This window comes from Streptomyces sp. B5E4 (assembly GCF_039871555.1).
GTDB lineage: Bacteria > Actinomycetota > Actinomycetes > Streptomycetales > Streptomycetaceae > Streptomyces.
This window is the reverse complement of the sequence record NZ_JBDPMI010000011.1, coordinates 193,712-208,605: the sequence shown is the minus strand read 5'-3', so window position 1 is coordinate 208,605 and position 14,894 is coordinate 193,712. Positions and strand designations below refer to the sequence as shown.

Here is a 14,894-nt window from a genome sequence, read left to right as displayed (position 1 = left end):
CGCGTGCCGTTCGCGTCAGGCGAACTCGGTCGCGGTGCGCGGCGGCCCGCCGAGCGCGTCGCGGCGCTCCGGCATCCGCAGCGACACCATCCGCCGCCAGCCGCCGGCGCGTTCGTACGCGTACACCGCGTCGATGCCCGCGGACAGCAGCGCGCGTCTGGCGCGCGACCACTTCAGGATCCGCCCCATGTGGGACATCACCGCGTGGCTCACGTCCCGGTAGACCCGGATCTCCGCGAGCGCCGCCTCGCGCAGGGCGGCCTGGACACGCCTGCCGTGCCCCTGCGCGGCCATGGTGAGCAGTTCCTCGTGGCAGTACGCGAGGTGGTTGTCCTCGTCGTGGGAGATCATCCGCACCGCGCGGCCGATGTCCGGATGGTCGCCGAAGTACTTGAGGAGCATCCGCATCTGGTCCGACGCCCGCTGCTCGGTGACCCTGCTGTGCGCGAGGTAGGTGATGATGTCGGACTCGGTGAGCTGCCCGTCGCGGCGAAGCTGGTCGTGGGCGAGGCCGATGCCGATGCCCTCCAGCAGCATCGTGTAGTCGGTCTCGCCGGGGACGTCCACCGGCTCCAGGCCGCGCTTCTTCAGCAGCGCCTGGAAGATGCGGCCGTGCTTGTCCTCGTCGGCGCCGTGCCGGGCCACCTTGGGGGCCAGCTCCCGGTACGAGTCGGGGACGAGGACGGAGATGCGGGCGTTCTCCCAGCCGCCCTGGGCCTCCCCGGCGGCGGCGATGGAGCAGAACAGCCGGAAGGTGTCGTCGTTGTCGAGGATCTCCTGGTACAGGTCCTTGGCCGAGAGCATGTCACCGTCGCCTTTCACTGCCGGAATACACCCGTATCCGAGTGAATGACGGGGATGCCCTTGACGCAACACCGCGGTGCGCACCCTCCGCCATGCGGGCGATACGTCACCTGTACGAGGACGGTGCGTGGGAGGGGGCGACGGCCGTGGCGGGGAGGGCCCCGAGCCCCCACCACGGCCGCGGGGCTAGGCGAGGCCGGCGCGCTCCAGCGCCTCCACTCCGGCGCGTACGCCCGCGATGCGCTCCTCGCGCGTGAACCCGGACGGCGCCAGCGACAGGGACGTCACCCCCGCCTCCGCGTACGCCCGCATCCGGTCCGCGATCCGCTCCACCGGGCCGAGCAGCGTGGTGGCGTCGATCAGCTCCTGCGGCACGGCGGCGGCCGCGGCGGCCTTGTCGCCGGCGAGGTACGCGGACTGGATCTCGGCGGCCTCGCGCTCGTACCCCATGCGCCCGGCGAGGCGGTTGTAGAAGTTCTGCTCGGCGCTGCCCATGCCGCCCACGTAGAGGGCGGTGTACGGGCGGAAGACGTCGGCGAGCGCGGCCACGTCGTCGCCCAGGGCCAGGGGGACCGTGGGCACGATGTCGAAGCCCGCCAGGTCCTTGCCCGCCTTCGCCCGCCCGGCGCGCACGTGGCGCAGGGTGGTCTCCTCGGCGTGCTCCGGCGAGTAGAAGACGAGCAGGGCACCCTCGGCGATCTCGCCGGTCTGCTCCAGGTTCTTCGGGCCGATGGCGGCGATGTAGACGGGGATGTGCTCGCGTACGGGGTGCACGGTCAGCTTGATGGGCTTGCCGGGCCCTCCGGGCAGCGGCAGCGTCCAGTGCTCGCCCGCGTACGCCAGCCGCTCGCGCGACAGCGCCTTGCGCACGATCTCCACGTACTCGCGGGTGCGGGCGAGCGGCTTGCCGAACTCCACCCCGTACCAGCCCTCGGAGACCTGCGGCCCGGACACGCCGATGCCCAGGCGGAAGCGTCCCTCGGTGAGGGAGTCGAGGGTGGCGGCGGTCATCGCGGTCATGGCGGGGGCGCGGGCCGGGATCTGGAAGATCGCGGAGCCCACGTCGATGCGCTCGGTCTTGGCGGCGACCCAGCTCAGCACGGTGGCCGCGTCGGAGCCGTATGCCTCGGCCGCCCAGCACACGTCGTAGCCGAGGCGGTCGGCCTCCTGCGCGACGGCGAGGTTGTCGGCGTCCATGCCGGCGCCCCAGTAGCCGAGGTTGATCCCGAGCCGCATGCGGGCCTCCCTGCTCTCCGGCGCCTCGCGCCGAGGTTTCGTACCGGTGGGTAATATATCTGTGCGACTCTAGCGCGACGGTCCGCGCCGCGCAGCGCGCCGTCCCCAGTAATCTCAACGCCCATGGAGCACAGGCAACTCGGCCGCACGGGCCTTCGCGTCTCCCGCATGGGACTGGGCACCCTCACCTGGGGGCGGGACACCGGAGAGCCCGAGGCGGCCGGACTGCTGAAGACGTTCTGGGAGGCCGGCGGGACGCTCGTCGACACCGCCGACGTGTACGCCGACGGCGGCGCGGAGTATCTGCTGGGACGCCTGCTGGGGGACCTCGTACCGAGGCGGGACATCATCGTCGCCACGAAGGCGGGCAGCGTGCCCGACCCCGAGCGCCGCTTCGACACCTCCCGGCGGCACCTGCTCGGTGCGCTCGACGCCTCGCTGGAGCGGCTGGGCACCGACTACGTCGACCTGTGGCAGGTGCACGCCTTCGATCCGTACACGCCGCTGGACGAGACCCTCCAGGCCCTCGACACCGCCATAGCGTCCGGACGGGCGCGCTACGCGGGCGTGAGCAACTTCAGCGGCTGGCAGCTCGCCAAGGCCGCGACCTGGCAGCTCGCGGGCGCCGCGGGCGGTGGCGTGGGCGCGGCGGGCGCTCGGACGCGGCTGGCGTCGACGCAGATGGAGTACTCGCTGCTGCAGCGCGGGGTGGAGCGGGAGGTGCTGCCGGCCGCCCTGGACCTGGGCGTGGGCCTGCTGCCGTCGTCCCCGCTCGGCCGCGGCGTGCTGACCGGCAAGTACCGCGACGCCACGCCGCCGGGGTCGCGCCTGGCCTCGGAGCACCTGGCCCCGTTCGTCGTGCCGTACCTGGACGAGGAGGCGAGCCGGGTGGTCGACGCGGTGACCACGGCGGCGGACGGGCTGGCCGTGACGCCGCTGGAGGTGTCGCTCGCCTGGGTACGGGACCGGCCGGGGGTGACGGCGCCGCTGGTCGGGGCGCGCAACGCCGAGCAGTTGTCGGCGGCGTTGTCGGTGGAGGGTCTTACGCTTCCTGACGAGATCTGCCAGGCGCTCGACGACGTGTCGGCGCCCGTGCACCGCTATCCCGATCAGGACTGGAGCACGCTGTGAACGACGCACCGGAGGCCGCGGAGACGGCGGCGGGGGGCGGTACGGGGCCGGGGGCTGCGGCTGCGGGGGACGACGGCGGGGGCGTGGAGTCCGGCGTGCGCGGGGAGCCGGGCGGGACCGGCGGGGACGAGTCCGACGCGAGCGCGGAGACCGATGAGGGTGCGGCGGCCGACGCGGGTGCGGCGGCCGACGCGGGTGCGGCGGCCGGGGACGGCGGCGGGGATGCGGACGGCGGCGGGGAGCGCCCGCGACGGGCCGCTGCGGCCGTCGAGAGCGGGACCGCGCTGACCGGGAAGGCGGCGGAGCTGCTGGCCGCCGTGCGGGCCGTGGAGCGGGGCGAGCGTGACGCCACCGCGTTCTTCCCCGCTCCCGCGCGGGCGCCCGCGCCCCGGCCCGTACGGCGCGCGGAGCCACCGGCCGGGACGAGGCCGGTGCCCGGCGCTGAGGCGGGTGCCGAGCCGGCGCAGGCGGCGCGTCCGCCGGAGCCGAGTGCGGAGGCGGTGGCCGCCGTACGGCAGTTGCTCGCCGGGGCGGGCGCCCCCGAGGGTCCGGCGGCCCGCGTCGCCGGGCAGTTCGGCGAGGGCGCGGCGGAGTTGTTGCGTACGGACCCGTGGCAGTTGCTGGCGGTGCCGGGCGTACGGCCGTCGCAGGCCGACGAGTTCGCCCGCGGGCTGCTGGAGTCCGCGGAGCCCGGCGACGAGCGCCGGGTGGAGGCGCTGGTGGGCTGGCTGCTGACGCAGGCGGCCCTCAGGGGGCACACCGCGCTGGAGTTCCCGACACTGGCGGAGGCCCTGGAGGGGTACGGGGTGCCGGACGCCGAGGAGGCGCTGCGCGAGGCGGCGTCGACGGGCGGCGTGCTGGTCTTCGAGGAGCGCGAGGAGCGCGGGCAGCCGCCCGCGTCGGCCCCCGCCCCCGAGGGCGAGGAGGACGGCGAGGAGGAGGTCCCCGTACGGCTGCTGCTCGGCCTGGAGCGCTACGCGATGGCGGAGGAGAGCCTGGCGGACGGCCTGTCCCGGCTCGTCGGCACGTTCACGCCGCCCCCGGGTCCGGCGGAGGACGACGCCGACGGGCAGGGCGGGGAAACCGCCGTCCGGGCCGTGGGCGCGGGCGCGTGGGAGACCGCGGCCGGCGCCGCGCCGTCGCCCTCCGCCGCGGAGCTGATCCGTGCCGCCGCGGGCAGCGGTCTCGTGCTGCACAGCGGCGGTGAGGCCGCTCGCGCGGAACCGGCGGCGCTGGTCGCCGCGGCCCGCGCCCTGGGGCTGCGCGCGTACGCGGCCGCCCACACCGACGACGGCCGCACCCGGCTGGCCGGCCTGCTCGCCGCGGCGGCCACCGGCTCGGAGGCCGCCGGCCCGGGGGACCACCCCGCGCCCGGAGCGGACCCGGCCGACGCCGGCGCCGTGACCGTGCGCGGGCTGCTCTCCGGTCGGGAGGGCCCCGGGCGCGACGCGGACGGGCTGCTCGCCGTCGACGTGCTGGCCGTGCTGGACGCGCCGCAGCTCGACGCCGAGGCCGCCGCCGCCCTCGTCGAGGCCCTTCCCGACGGCGCCCGGCTGGTCCTCAGCGGCGACCCCGGGCTGCTGGAGTCCGCGGGACCCGGCCGGGTCTACGCCGACGTCGCCGCCGCGCGGGTCTGCCCGCAGGTCACGTCCCGTACCCCCGACCCGGGCCCGATCGGCGAGCTGGTCTCCGGCGTCGGCGCCGGCGAGCTGCAGGCCGTGGCGGCGCCCGGCAAGGAGGTCGTGATCGTCCCGGTGCAGGACCCCGGCGAGGCGGTGCACCGCACGGTGCAGCTCGTCGCGGACTCCGTGCCGCGCGCTCTCGGGGTGCCCGCCGCACAGACGCAGGTGATCGCCGTGGGGCACGGCGGCGCCGCCGGCACCCGGGTGCTGAACGCGGCGCTGAAGGAGCGGCTGAACCCCGGCCCCGGCACGTTCGGCGGCTTCGACACGGGCGACCGCGTCGTCTACGTCCCCGCCCCCGGCACCGCCGTACCCGGCCTGGTCACCTCCGGTGACGACGCCGGGCTGCACCTCGACTGCGACGGCACGGCCGTCACCGTCCGGCCGGACCGGGTCGCCGAGGCCGTACGGCACGGCTGGGCGCTGACCGCGCACCAGGCGGCGGGGCGGCGCTGGCCCGCCGCGGTGGTCGTCGTGCCCGGGGACGCGGAGGCGGCGCTGAGCCGTGCCTGGGCGTACACGGCGTTCAGCCGCGGCGAGCGGCACCTGTCCGTCGTGCACGGCGCGGGCCCCGTGCTGGCCCGGCGCCTCGCGGAGGTGCCGGCACCGCGGCGTACGACGCGGCTGCGGGGCCTGCTCGACGCCCAGACGCGAGCCTGAGCGTGCGACCGGCACCGGACGGCCGTGGCCCGGCGCGTCCGCGCCGGGCCCGCAGCGCCGCCCTCAGCGGCCCGTGTCCACCCGTTCCAGCTCGTCGTCGCCGTCGTCCAGCTCGTCGAGCGCGTCGACCACCCGGTCGTCCTCCCGCGCCTCGACGTCCTCGTCCTCGATGTCCGCCTCGTCGTCCGCGTCGAAGTCCAGCTCGTCCTCGAACGACGCGCTGACGTCGAAGCGGCAGATCACCAGCTCGGGATCGACCTGGTCGAACGGCGCCGACAGCCACTCCCCCGGCTCCGCCGGCTCCTCCGCCGCCGCCACCCAGACCGCGGAGTCGCCCTCGGAGAGGCCGAACTCCCGGTGCCGCGAGGCGATCTCGTCCGGTTCGAACTCGCCGAAGAGCACCCCGACCGCCGCCGTCAGGCTGCTGCCCACGGCCTCCCGGTCGTCCGCGTCGTCCACGCCCGCGACATCCGGGTCGAGGTCGGCGATGCGCTGTGCCTGAGCCAGCAACCGGTGCGGCTCCGCCACCGTGTAGTCCCGGCGGATGAGGACGCTGAGCGCCCCCGGTTCGTCGGGCCCGGTGTAGGCGGGCAGCGTGTCGCTGCTGGGGATCTCGAAGGGGGTCACCTCGTCGTGGACCTCGTACAACACCTCGTCGTACGCCTCGGCTGCCGCTGCCAGCTCCTCGAAGGCGGCATAGACGGCAGAGCCCTCCTCGCCGGACCGGCGCTCGACCGCTTCGAGGTGGCGGTCGATCGCGGCTTTCAGCACCGACGCGGCGGCGCGTACCTCGGCAGCCGTAGGCTGCGCAGCATCAGACATAGTGCAGACGCTATCCGGAGCGAGGCACTTTCCGCACAATGGATGCGATGCCGGAATACGAGTTTCGTGATGTCTATGTGCCGCGGGGAGTCTCACGGGCCGCTGCGGCGAGGCTCCTGACCGACCAAGCCGAGTACGGGCACTGGGAGTTGCACCGGCTCAGGCTGTATCCCGACGGCAGCCGCAGGGCGCGGCTGCGGCGCCGGATCATCAGACAGGTGCGAGCGACATGGTGAGGCCCGCGGAAGCCCGTCCCTCGCGTGGATAAGCCGCCGACCTGCGGTTTCCACCCGCCCAGCGGGCCGGCGCCGGACGGCGCCGAGCCGCGGCGGAGACGACGGAGGGGCGGGTCCGGCTGTCCGGACCCGCCCCTGCCGCCGACTACTTGATCAAGCTTCCCGCCCGGTCGGGGCGGCCGGCTCGATCAGGCCGCTGACGCGCGGGCGCGGCGGTAGAGGACCGCGCCGCCCAGCAGCAGGCCGCCGCTGAGCGGGATGAGGGCACCCAGCGGGATGCCGGAGCCGGTCTCCGCGAGCTGCTCCGGCTCGGAGACCGGCGCGGCGTGCGTCTCGTGGTTCGGCGGGGTGTGGCTTCGCTCCTTGGGCTCCTCCGGGGTGTCGGGCCGCTCGGGGGTGTCCGGCCGGTCGGGCCGGTTCGGCTCCTCCGCGGTCGGCGGCTCCTCGGGCTCGGGCGGCTTCGGGATGGCACCGTTGCCGCACTCGTTGCCGATGGCGGGGTTGGCGACGCCGACGACGTTGGCGGAGTTGCCGCACACGTTCACCGGTACGTCGACGGGCACCTGCACCGTGTTCCCGGAGAGCACGCCCGGGGACTGCGACGACTGGCCCTGGGCCGCGGCGCCGCCGCCCGCGGGATGGCCGCCGGTCTGGCTGCCGGCGTCGGGCTGCGTACCGACGCCGGTCTCCGTACCGCCGGTCTCCGCGCCGCCGGTCTCCGCGGCGTGGGGCTTCGTGCCGCCGCCGTCGTTGACGCACGTGTTGCCGACCGCGGGGTTGAGCACCCCGCCGACGTCCACCGTGTTGCCGCACGCGTTCACCGGTACGTTCACCGGCACCTGAACCGTGTTGCCGGAGGCGATGCCGGGGGAGTTCTGCGCGGCGCCCTGGGCGCCCGCGTCGGCCTGTGCCGTGGCGCCGCCTACGGCGGCCAGCATGCCGCCCGCGGCGGCGATGGTGAACAGGCCCTTCCTTGCGACATGTCGCATGGGTCTTTCCTGCCTTCTGAGCTCTGGGTACTCGAGCAGGCGGGCCGTCCCCGTCCCGCTCGTCCAAAAAGCCCGTCCGGCCCCGGAACGCTCAGCGCGCCCCGGGGCCGTACGGTCACCCCCCTTACGGGAGGTTCAACGTCACTTGTTGATGCAGGTGTTGCCGAACGTCGGGTTCAGCAGCCCGACCACGTTCACGGTGTTGCCGCAGGCGTTCACGGGGATGTGAATCGGGGCCTGCACGACGTTGCCGGACAGCACGCCCGGGGACTGCAGGGCAGCGCCCTGAGCACCCGAGTCGGCGGCGGCGACGCCGGCGCCCGCGAGCATGAGACCGCCCGTGGCAGCCGCCGCGGCGACAACCTTCTTGATCATTCTTCCTCCTCGTTGACGGTGCGGCCCCAGCAGCGGACCGCACCCAATGCAACGACGAGGCAGGTATCGGGCTACGCACTTATCGTGCCATTCACCCGTTTCAGTCCGTTTGGCACAGGTGGTCGATTCGACGGCGTACGTCACCTGCCCGCGACCGCACCTCCGTCCGGGAGAAACCCCAGCTCAGCAGGCGTCGAGGAACCGGTCCAGCACCCGGACGCCGAACTGCAGACCCGCGACCGGTACCCGCTCGTCGACCCCGTGGAACATCCCGGCGAAGTCCAGCTCCGGCGGCAGCTGCAGCGGCGCGAAGCCGAAGCAGCGGATGCCGAGGTCGTCGAAGGACTTGGCGTCGGTGCCGCCGGAGAGGCAGTACGGCACGGCGCGGGCGATCGGATCCTCCGCCTTGAGGGCCGTCGCCATGGCGTCGACCAGCGCCCCGTCGAAGGTGGTCTCCAGCGCCTTGTCGGCGTGCACGTCCTCGCGCTTGACGCGCGGGCCGAGGATCCGGTCGAGGTCGGCGAGGAACTCCTCCTGGTATCCCGGCAGGAAGCGGCCGTCGACGTGCGCCGTGGCCTGCCCGGGGATCACGTTCACCTTGTAGCCGGAGCCGAGCATGGTGGGGTTGGCGGTGTTGCGGAGGGTGGCGCCGATGATCTTCGCGATGCCGCCGAGCCGGGCGAGGGTGGCGTCCATGTCCTCGGGGTCCAGCTCGACGCCGAGGGCGTCGCCGAGCTCGTCGAGGAAGCCGCGTACGGACTTGGTCAGCCGCACCGGGAACTCGTGCCGCCCCAGCCGGGCCACGGCCTCGGACAGCTCGGTGATGGCGTTGTCACGGTTGGTCATCGAGCCGTGCCCGGCGGTCCCGTCGACCGTCAGGCGCATCCAGTGCATGCCCTTCTGCGCGGTCTCGATGAGGTACAGCCGTACGTCCTCGTTCACGGTGAACGAGAAGCCGCCGACCTCGCCGATGGCCTCGGTCACGCCCTCGAACAGCTCCGGCCTGGTGTCCACGAGGTGCCTGGCCCCGTAGAGCCCGCCGGCCTCCTCGTCGGCGAGGAAGGCCAGCACCACGTCGCGCGGGGGCTTGCGGCCGGTGCGCAGCCGCTCGCGTACGACGGCGAGGGTCATGGCGTCCATGTCCTTCATGTCCACCGCCCCCCGCCCCCAGACGCAGCCGTCGGCGACCTCGCCGGAGAAGGGGTCGTGGGTCCAGTCGGCGGCGTTGGCCGGTACGACGTCGAGGTGGCCGTGGATGAGCAGCGCGGGCCGCGAGGAGTCCTCGCCCTCGATCCGCGCCACGGTCGACGCCCGCCCGGGGTGCGACTCGAAGATCTCCGGCTCGAGACCCACCTCGGCCAGCTTCTCCGCCACGTACTCCGCGGCCGCCCGCTCCCCGGGACCGGAGTGGTCGCCGTAGTTGCTGGTGTCTATCCGGATCAGCTCACGGCAGAGGTCGACGACCTCGCTCTCCGCGCGCTCGACGGTGCCGCCACGGGCGTTCTCCGGCTGGCTCACGATGCCTCCCTGGCACGTTCGGGGTCCACGCCCCATCCTGCCCCGCCGGACCCCCCGACCCAACCCGCGGGGTGATCGCGGGACCCCGCGGGTTTGCTAGGGTGTACCGCGTCGCGGCGGGCCCCGCCCGCGCGGCTTCCACCGGTCCAGGTGGCGGAATGGCAGACGCGCTAGCTTGAGGTGCTAGTGCCCGTATTAGGGCGTGGGGGTTCAAGTCCCCCCCTGGACACGAACCTTATCCCCAACTGGTGTGGGTCGAGCTTGGCCTCCACACGCACCAGTTGACGTTTGGGTTGGTAGATCAACTTCAGGCCGAGGTTCTGGTAGACCTCGGCTTTCGCTTCCGGCTCCGCGGTGGCGAGGACTCGCCTGATAGAGCCCAGCGGTTTGATCATGGCGTGGATCTCCTCCTTGGTCATCGGGCGCTCCCCGGAACTCTGGGCACTCTGAGCAACTGCCTCTGCACGCCGGGCCTGCACTTCGTCGGTCCATCGCGCGACGAGTTTCGGGTCGGTGCCGGCTTCCAGCGCCTCCCGGTAGCGGGTCAGCTTGGCGTCGCACTCGGCGATCACTCGCTTGGCCTCTTCTGCCGGCGGGGCGGGAGACGACTGAACCGCCCCGCGTCGAATGGAGACTCGATTTCATGAAAGGATCGAGTCATAGCACGACCTTCCCGTTACCCGCTTGAGCTCCGCCGTCGTGCGGTGCGCATGGTCGCCGAGGTGCGCGACGACTACCCGAACGAGACGGCCGCTCTGCAAGCGGTCACCGACAAGCTCGGCATCGGTTCCCGCGAGACGCTGCGGAACTGCTGAAGCAGCACGAGATCGACGCGGGGACGCGGCCGGGGACGACGACGTAGGAATCGGCCCAGCTCAAGGCGATGAAGAAGGAGATCGCCGAGCTGAAGCGGGCGAACGAGATCCTCACGCGCTCGTAGCGTTCATCGACGAGCACCGGGACCGCTTCGGCGGGGTCGAGCCGATCTGCAGGACGCTCACCGAGCACGACTGCAAGATCGCACCTTCCACCTACTACGCCCACAAGAAACGACTGGCCACCCCGTCCGCCCGTACCGTGCGGGACACGGAACTCAAGGAGCTAATCCGGCAGGTCCACAGCGACAACTACCTGGTCTACGGAGCCCGGAAGATCTGGCGAGAGCTGAACCGGCGAGGTCACGCGGTGGCCCGCTGCACCGTCGAACGGCTGATGCGCGAGCCGGGAATCGCCGGCGCCGTCCGCGGCAAGAAGGTCATCACCACGATCCCGGACCGGCAGGCCGAGCGGGCACCGGACCGGGTGGACCGCGACTTCGTCGCGAGCGCGCCGAACCGCTGCTGGGTCGCGGACTTCACGCACGTGGCTACCTGGGCCGGGGTGGTCTACGTCGCCTTCGTCGTGGACACCTTCTCCCGCCGCACCGTCGGCTGGTCCGCCGCGGCATCGAAGGAGACCCGGCTCGTCCTGGACGCTCTGGAGATGGCGCTGTGGCAGCGCGACCGCGATGAACACCCCCACGTTCACGGCGAGTTGATACACCACAGCGATGCGGGCAGCCAATACACCAGTTTCAAGCTGGCCGAACACCTGGACGCGGCCTCTCCCCTCCGGTTCCGGCAGGTCGGGGTGGGATCAGTCGTCGAGGAGCGCGGCGATGGCGTCGGCGCCGCCTCGGTCCAGCCAGGCGGGGAAGTCCAGGAGGGCGGGGTGGCGTCGGCGTAGGGCTGGGATGTCGGCCTGCCAGATGCCGTGTGGGTTGGTGATGGTGCGCCTGGCACGCTCGGACAGGTGGTCATCCTCGGCCGTGACCTGCTTGTAGGTGACTTCCCTGCCGAGGTGCTGGCTGATGAGGCGCACGGCGGCGTCGGGGGTCAACTCGTCGCCTGCCAGTTCCAGGGCCTGGCCGAGGTAGGAGGCGGGGTCGGCGAAGGCGTGGGCGGCGAAGGCGCCGATGTCGCTGACGGCGATCAGTTGCACGGGGGTGTCCGGGGCGAAGAGGTGACGCAGGACGCCGTCGGCGGAGATGCCGCCGAGCGGCAGTCCGGGAGTGGCGTGGTTCTCCATGAACCGAACGGGCCTGAGGGCGGTCGTCGGCAGCCCGAGGGCCTTGATGTGTTGTTCGATGGTCCACTTGGACTCCCAGTAGGGGATTCCGGTGTCCCGCTCGGCGCCGCCGACGGAGGCGAAGACCAGGTGGCCGACGCCGCTCGCCGCGGCGGCCTCTGCGAGGTTCCGGCCGCGCCGGATCTCACGTTCGCCGTCCATGTCGTCCGGGGTGACGGCGAAGACGCCGTGGGCTCCGGCCATGGCTGCTTCGAGGCTGTCGGGATCGTCGAGGTCGCCGCGGCGCGGTTCCGCGCCGGCCGCCGCGAGCTTGCGGGCGGCGGGACTGGCGGGGTCGCGGACGAGGATGCGGACCGGCCAGCCGTCGGCGAGCAGGCGGGTCGCGGCGGCTCCGCCCTGCCGGCCGGTGGCGCCGGCGACAAGGATCGGCTTGCCGGTACTGCCCGCAGTGGCTGCGGGCATGGGCGGACGCTCGATGGGGTGGCTCATGGCACCGTCTCCGGACATCGGTAAGCTGAGACTGTCTCGAAAAAGATATCGAGGCTGTCTCGATTTTTCCAGTAGAGGTTCGCCCATGGGCACCGGTACACCTGCACGTCGACGTCCCCTGCGAGCGGACGCGCGCCGCAACCGCGAGCGGTTGCTCGCCGAGGCGGCGGCGGCGTTCGCCGAGCACGGTATGGACTTTTCGCTGGAGGAGATCGCGCGCCGGGCCGGGGTGGCCAACGGCACGCTCTACGGCCACTTCCCCAACCGGCGCGCACTGCTTGAGGCACTGCTGGGCGACCGGATGCGGGTTCTGGCCGGGACCGGCGAGCAACTCCTCGCCGATGCCTCCCCCTTCGACGGCCTGACCGCCTGGATCCGCGAAGCCCTGGTCCACACGACGCTCTACCGCGGGCTGGGCACTGCCCTCATGCAGGCTGTCGAGGACGAGACTTCGGAACTGCACGCGGCATGCCAGGCGGTGCTCGCCGCCGGGGACGCCCTCGTCGTACGGGCACGGGAGGCCGGGCAGGTGCGGCCTGACCTCACCGCCCGGGACGTGTTCGCACTGGTCAATGCGGCGGCGTGGGCGAGCGAGCAGAGCTCGGAACTCCAGGGCGAGCGACTGCTGACCTTCACGCTGGACGGGTTCCGGAGAGCGCCGACACTTCCCTGACGCGCGTCGGGCAGCCGGCATCTGGGCACGTCCATCGGGTCTGTCGCTAATCTTGTGACGGGGCAGCTGCTTGATCGTTCTCGGTGCGTGTGCAGCTCAGGGGGTTTGCAGCAGGTCCTGGCGCATCTGGCCGGTGTGATCGTGGAGTCCGTGGACCGGTATACGGACCTGGTCATGTTGCGTACGCGTTCGCGTACGGCTTCGGCGTGCTGTCCGCGGTGTGGCGGAAGATCGGGTCGGGTCCATGGACGGTACGAACGGCGGTTGAGAGACGCCCCGTTGGGCGGGGTTCCGGTGGTGATTGTGCTGCTCATACGGCGTTCAAGTGCCTGTCCGCCGATTGCCCGGCGGTGACGTTCGCGGAGCCGATACCGGGTTTGGCCGGCCCGCATGCCCGCTACACGTCAGTACTGCGTGGGCAGTTGAACCGGGTCGCCGAAGTGCTGGCCGGCAGGCCGGGCTCCAGGCTCGCCAGAAGACTCGGCATGACGGTGGCCAAGGACACCTCCTTCGACTTCTTCGGACCACGCCCCTGCCAGAACCGGGAGCGGTCCGTGTGCTCGGGGTGGATGAATTCGCCCTGCTCAAGGGGCATACCTACGCCACGATCCTGGTCTATCTCGAAGCCCGACGGCCGATCGACGTCCTGCCCGGCCGGGACGCCGGGCCGGTGGCCCGCTGGCTCGCCGGCCATCCCGAGGTGGAGATCGTATGCCGGGACCGTGCTACCGCCTACGCAGAGGCCGCCAGCCAGGCTGCCCCGCAGGCGGTCCAGGTCGCTGACGTGTGGCATTTATGGAGCAACCTGTCGAAGGCCGTCGAGAAGACGGTCTCCGCGCACTACGGCTGTCTCCGCTCCGCCCATGAAGCCGCCGCTGCCGCCAACGAACCGGAACCACCTGCGATGCCGGACGGCTTCCTCGACATCCGTGGACAGCCCCGCCGGATCGTGGCCACCATCCGCGAACGCGACCAAGCTGTCCAGAACCTCCGCCGCGCCGAAGGCCGCTCCTTACGCGGCATCAGCCGCGACCTAGCCTCGCGCTTTCGCGGCGGGTGGCTTCTGGAGGGGACCCGAATGCAGAAGAATGCTTCTGACCTGGGACGATGAGACTTGTCTAGGGTCTGGCCGGACCGGGCCACCGCCCGCGCCGAGATCTTCACATTCATCGAGACCTTCCACAACCGCAAGCGGCTACGCAAGCACCCGACCCGGGGCTATCTCACACCCCTGGAGACACGGCAGCGACGCGAACAAGGCCACACCCTCGCAGCGTAAGCATCGAGTGTCCAAGATCACGAGGGAACTTCAATCGACGTCGCCGCGTCGCCTTTAACCCAGAACTCGTCGCGGATTGCGAGAAGCACACGATCTTCGTCAAACTCGCGAGGTCGGGGAATCCCCCCTACTAGTTCTGGACTGTATGGGCCACAATGTGCTCGGGCCGCTGCCCGCCCGGCTTGCTGCGATGAGATGCGATGGCTGGCTCCTCGGGTCGGGGCCGTTGTAGCCGCGATTCCCAGGGTGGTCAGGGGCTTGCGGCGGACGAGGTGGTCATCGAGTGGACAGCGGCTCACCGTCGGCCAGGCGGCGGCCTTTGTTGGACCCCGGCGCCGCCGAACGGGGGCTCAGGCGGCGCCGGGGTCCTGATGTCGGCCCCGGCGCCGCTTAACGGGGGTATGGGCGGCGTCTTCAGGCCGACGATGGTGGAGCGGAGAAGAACTCCGCTATATGGTGGCCAGGCTGTAGGTGGCGCTCGTTCCGGTCTGGTATCCGGTGTCGACATTCTCCGACTCGCCGCACACGGTCCAGTTGTCGCTGTAGCGGCCGATCCGTACGGTCAGGCGCGTGCACTCGCCGTCATCGGCGGTGCTCTGCAACTGTCCCGTCACCCGAATCGTGCCGGCGTCCGTGCAACTGGTGAGGGTGGCCCGGGCGCCGGAGCCGACGACAGACTCCGTGGTGCAGGCCGCCGCCTTCGTGAAGGGAATGCAGTCGGCGAGGGCCGGGGCGGCGGCAGCGGCCACAATGCCCCCGGTGGCGACGGCGACGCCCAGGGTCCTTGAGATGATGCGCATCGCTCTCCTGATATCTGTGTGATGCCGGTAGGAAGGTGCTCGGCAGCGGACGTGGGCCGGCTCCGCCGGGAGCGCGTGATCAATACGCTATCGGCACCCGCTGGTACGGAACCTTGACGAAGTCCGACCTGGA

At 72.2% G+C, this 14,894-nt stretch carries 14 protein-coding genes and 1 tRNA gene; 7 read left to right on the top strand and 8 right to left on the bottom strand.

The window, feature by feature from the left end; translation table 11 throughout:
* Positions 1-15 precede the first annotated feature (15 nt).
* Positions 16-804 (bottom strand): ferritin-like domain-containing protein, encoded by a 789-nt coding sequence (locus tag ABGA99_RS17360; RefSeq protein WP_347581437.1) that lies wholly within the window; start codon positions 802-804, stop codon positions 16-18.
* A 186-nt stretch (positions 805-990) separates the two neighbouring features.
* On the bottom strand, positions 991-2,040 hold the full coding sequence (locus ABGA99_RS17355; protein WP_347581436.1) for an LLM class F420-dependent oxidoreductase: 1,050 nt from the start codon (positions 2,038-2,040) through the stop codon (positions 991-993).
* Positions 2,041-2,163: 123 nt separating this feature from the next.
* On the opposite strand from ABGA99_RS17355, the gene ABGA99_RS17350 reads away from it, so the two are divergent.
* Together ABGA99_RS17350 and ABGA99_RS17345 are read left to right on the top strand one after the other, a co-directional pair.
* Positions 2,164-3,171, top strand: a complete 1,008-nt coding sequence (locus ABGA99_RS17350) for an aldo/keto reductase (protein WP_347581435.1) — start codon at positions 2,164-2,166, stop codon at positions 3,169-3,171.
* A complete protein-coding gene (locus ABGA99_RS17345) occupies positions 3,168-5,513 on the top strand; it encodes a helix-hairpin-helix domain-containing protein (protein ID WP_347581434.1) in 2,346 nt (781 codons plus the stop codon). Before ABGA99_RS17350 ends, ABGA99_RS17345 begins: the two co-directional genes overlap by 4 nt.
* A 63-nt stretch (positions 5,514-5,576) precedes the next feature.
* On the opposite strand, the gene ABGA99_RS17340 is transcribed toward ABGA99_RS17345, so the two are convergent.
* On the bottom strand, positions 5,577-6,335 hold the full coding sequence (locus tag ABGA99_RS17340; protein ID WP_347581433.1) for a hypothetical protein: 759 nt from the start codon (positions 6,333-6,335) through the stop codon (positions 5,577-5,579).
* A gap of 47 nt (positions 6,336-6,382) precedes the next feature.
* Here ABGA99_RS17340 and ABGA99_RS17335 point away from each other — a divergent pair, with 47 nt between their 5' ends.
* Positions 6,383-6,571: a DUF5703 family protein gene (locus tag ABGA99_RS17335; protein WP_026276372.1), complete on the top strand. Its 189-nt coding sequence runs from the start codon at positions 6,383-6,385 to the stop codon at positions 6,569-6,571.
* A 188-nt stretch (positions 6,572-6,759) separates the two neighbouring features.
* Here the strand turns inward: ABGA99_RS17335 and ABGA99_RS17330 are convergent, their stop codons facing one another.
* From ABGA99_RS17330 to ABGA99_RS17320, 3 genes are all read right to left on the bottom strand, one after another.
* Positions 6,760-7,560 carry a chaplin gene (locus tag ABGA99_RS17330; protein WP_347581432.1) on the bottom strand — a complete coding sequence of 267 codons (801 nt, stop codon included), beginning with the start codon at positions 7,558-7,560 and terminating at the stop codon, positions 6,760-6,762.
* A gap of 141 nt (positions 7,561-7,701) precedes the next feature.
* On the bottom strand, positions 7,702-7,935 hold the full coding sequence (locus ABGA99_RS17325; protein ID WP_347581431.1) for a chaplin: 234 nt from the start codon (positions 7,933-7,935) through the stop codon (positions 7,702-7,704).
* A gap of 183 nt (positions 7,936-8,118) precedes the next feature.
* On the bottom strand, positions 8,119-9,453 hold the full coding sequence (locus ABGA99_RS17320) for a M20/M25/M40 family metallo-hydrolase (protein WP_347581430.1): 1,335 nt from the start codon (positions 9,451-9,453) through the stop codon (positions 8,119-8,121).
* 144 nt (positions 9,454-9,597) lie between these two features.
* Between ABGA99_RS17320 and ABGA99_RS17315 the strand changes: the two genes are divergently transcribed.
* Together ABGA99_RS17315 and ABGA99_RS17310 are read left to right on the top strand one after the other, a co-directional pair.
* Positions 9,598-9,682: transfer RNA gene (locus tag ABGA99_RS17315), tRNA-Leu, on the top strand.
* Positions 9,683-10,317: 635 nt separating this feature from the next.
* Positions 10,318-11,178 carry an IS3 family transposase gene (locus ABGA99_RS17310; protein ID WP_347578788.1) on the top strand — a complete coding sequence of 287 codons (861 nt, stop codon included), beginning with the start codon at positions 10,318-10,320 and terminating at the stop codon, positions 11,176-11,178.
* Here ABGA99_RS17310 and ABGA99_RS17305 read toward each other — a convergent pair.
* Positions 11,089-11,982: an NmrA/HSCARG family protein gene (locus ABGA99_RS17305; RefSeq protein WP_347578640.1), complete on the bottom strand. Its 894-nt coding sequence runs from the start codon at positions 11,980-11,982 to the stop codon at positions 11,089-11,091. The two genes, ABGA99_RS17310 and ABGA99_RS17305, sit on opposite strands and share 90 nt — an antisense overlap.
* A 112-nt stretch (positions 11,983-12,094) precedes the next feature.
* Between ABGA99_RS17305 and ABGA99_RS17300 the strand changes: the two genes are divergently transcribed.
* Complete coding sequence (locus ABGA99_RS17300) at positions 12,095-12,682, top strand: helix-turn-helix domain-containing protein (protein WP_347578641.1); 588 nt, start codon at positions 12,095-12,097, stop codon at positions 12,680-12,682.
* A gap of 556 nt (positions 12,683-13,238) precedes the next feature.
* A complete protein-coding gene (locus tag ABGA99_RS17295) occupies positions 13,239-13,793 on the top strand; it encodes a transposase (RefSeq protein WP_347578642.1) in 555 nt (184 codons plus the stop codon).
* Between the two features lie 617 nt (positions 13,794-14,410).
* On the opposite strand, the gene ABGA99_RS17290 is transcribed toward ABGA99_RS17295, so the two are convergent.
* Entirely contained in the window at positions 14,411-14,761 is a 351-nt protein-coding gene (locus tag ABGA99_RS17290) for a hypothetical protein (RefSeq protein WP_347578643.1), read from the bottom strand.
* Between the last annotated feature and the right edge of the window lie 133 nt (positions 14,762-14,894).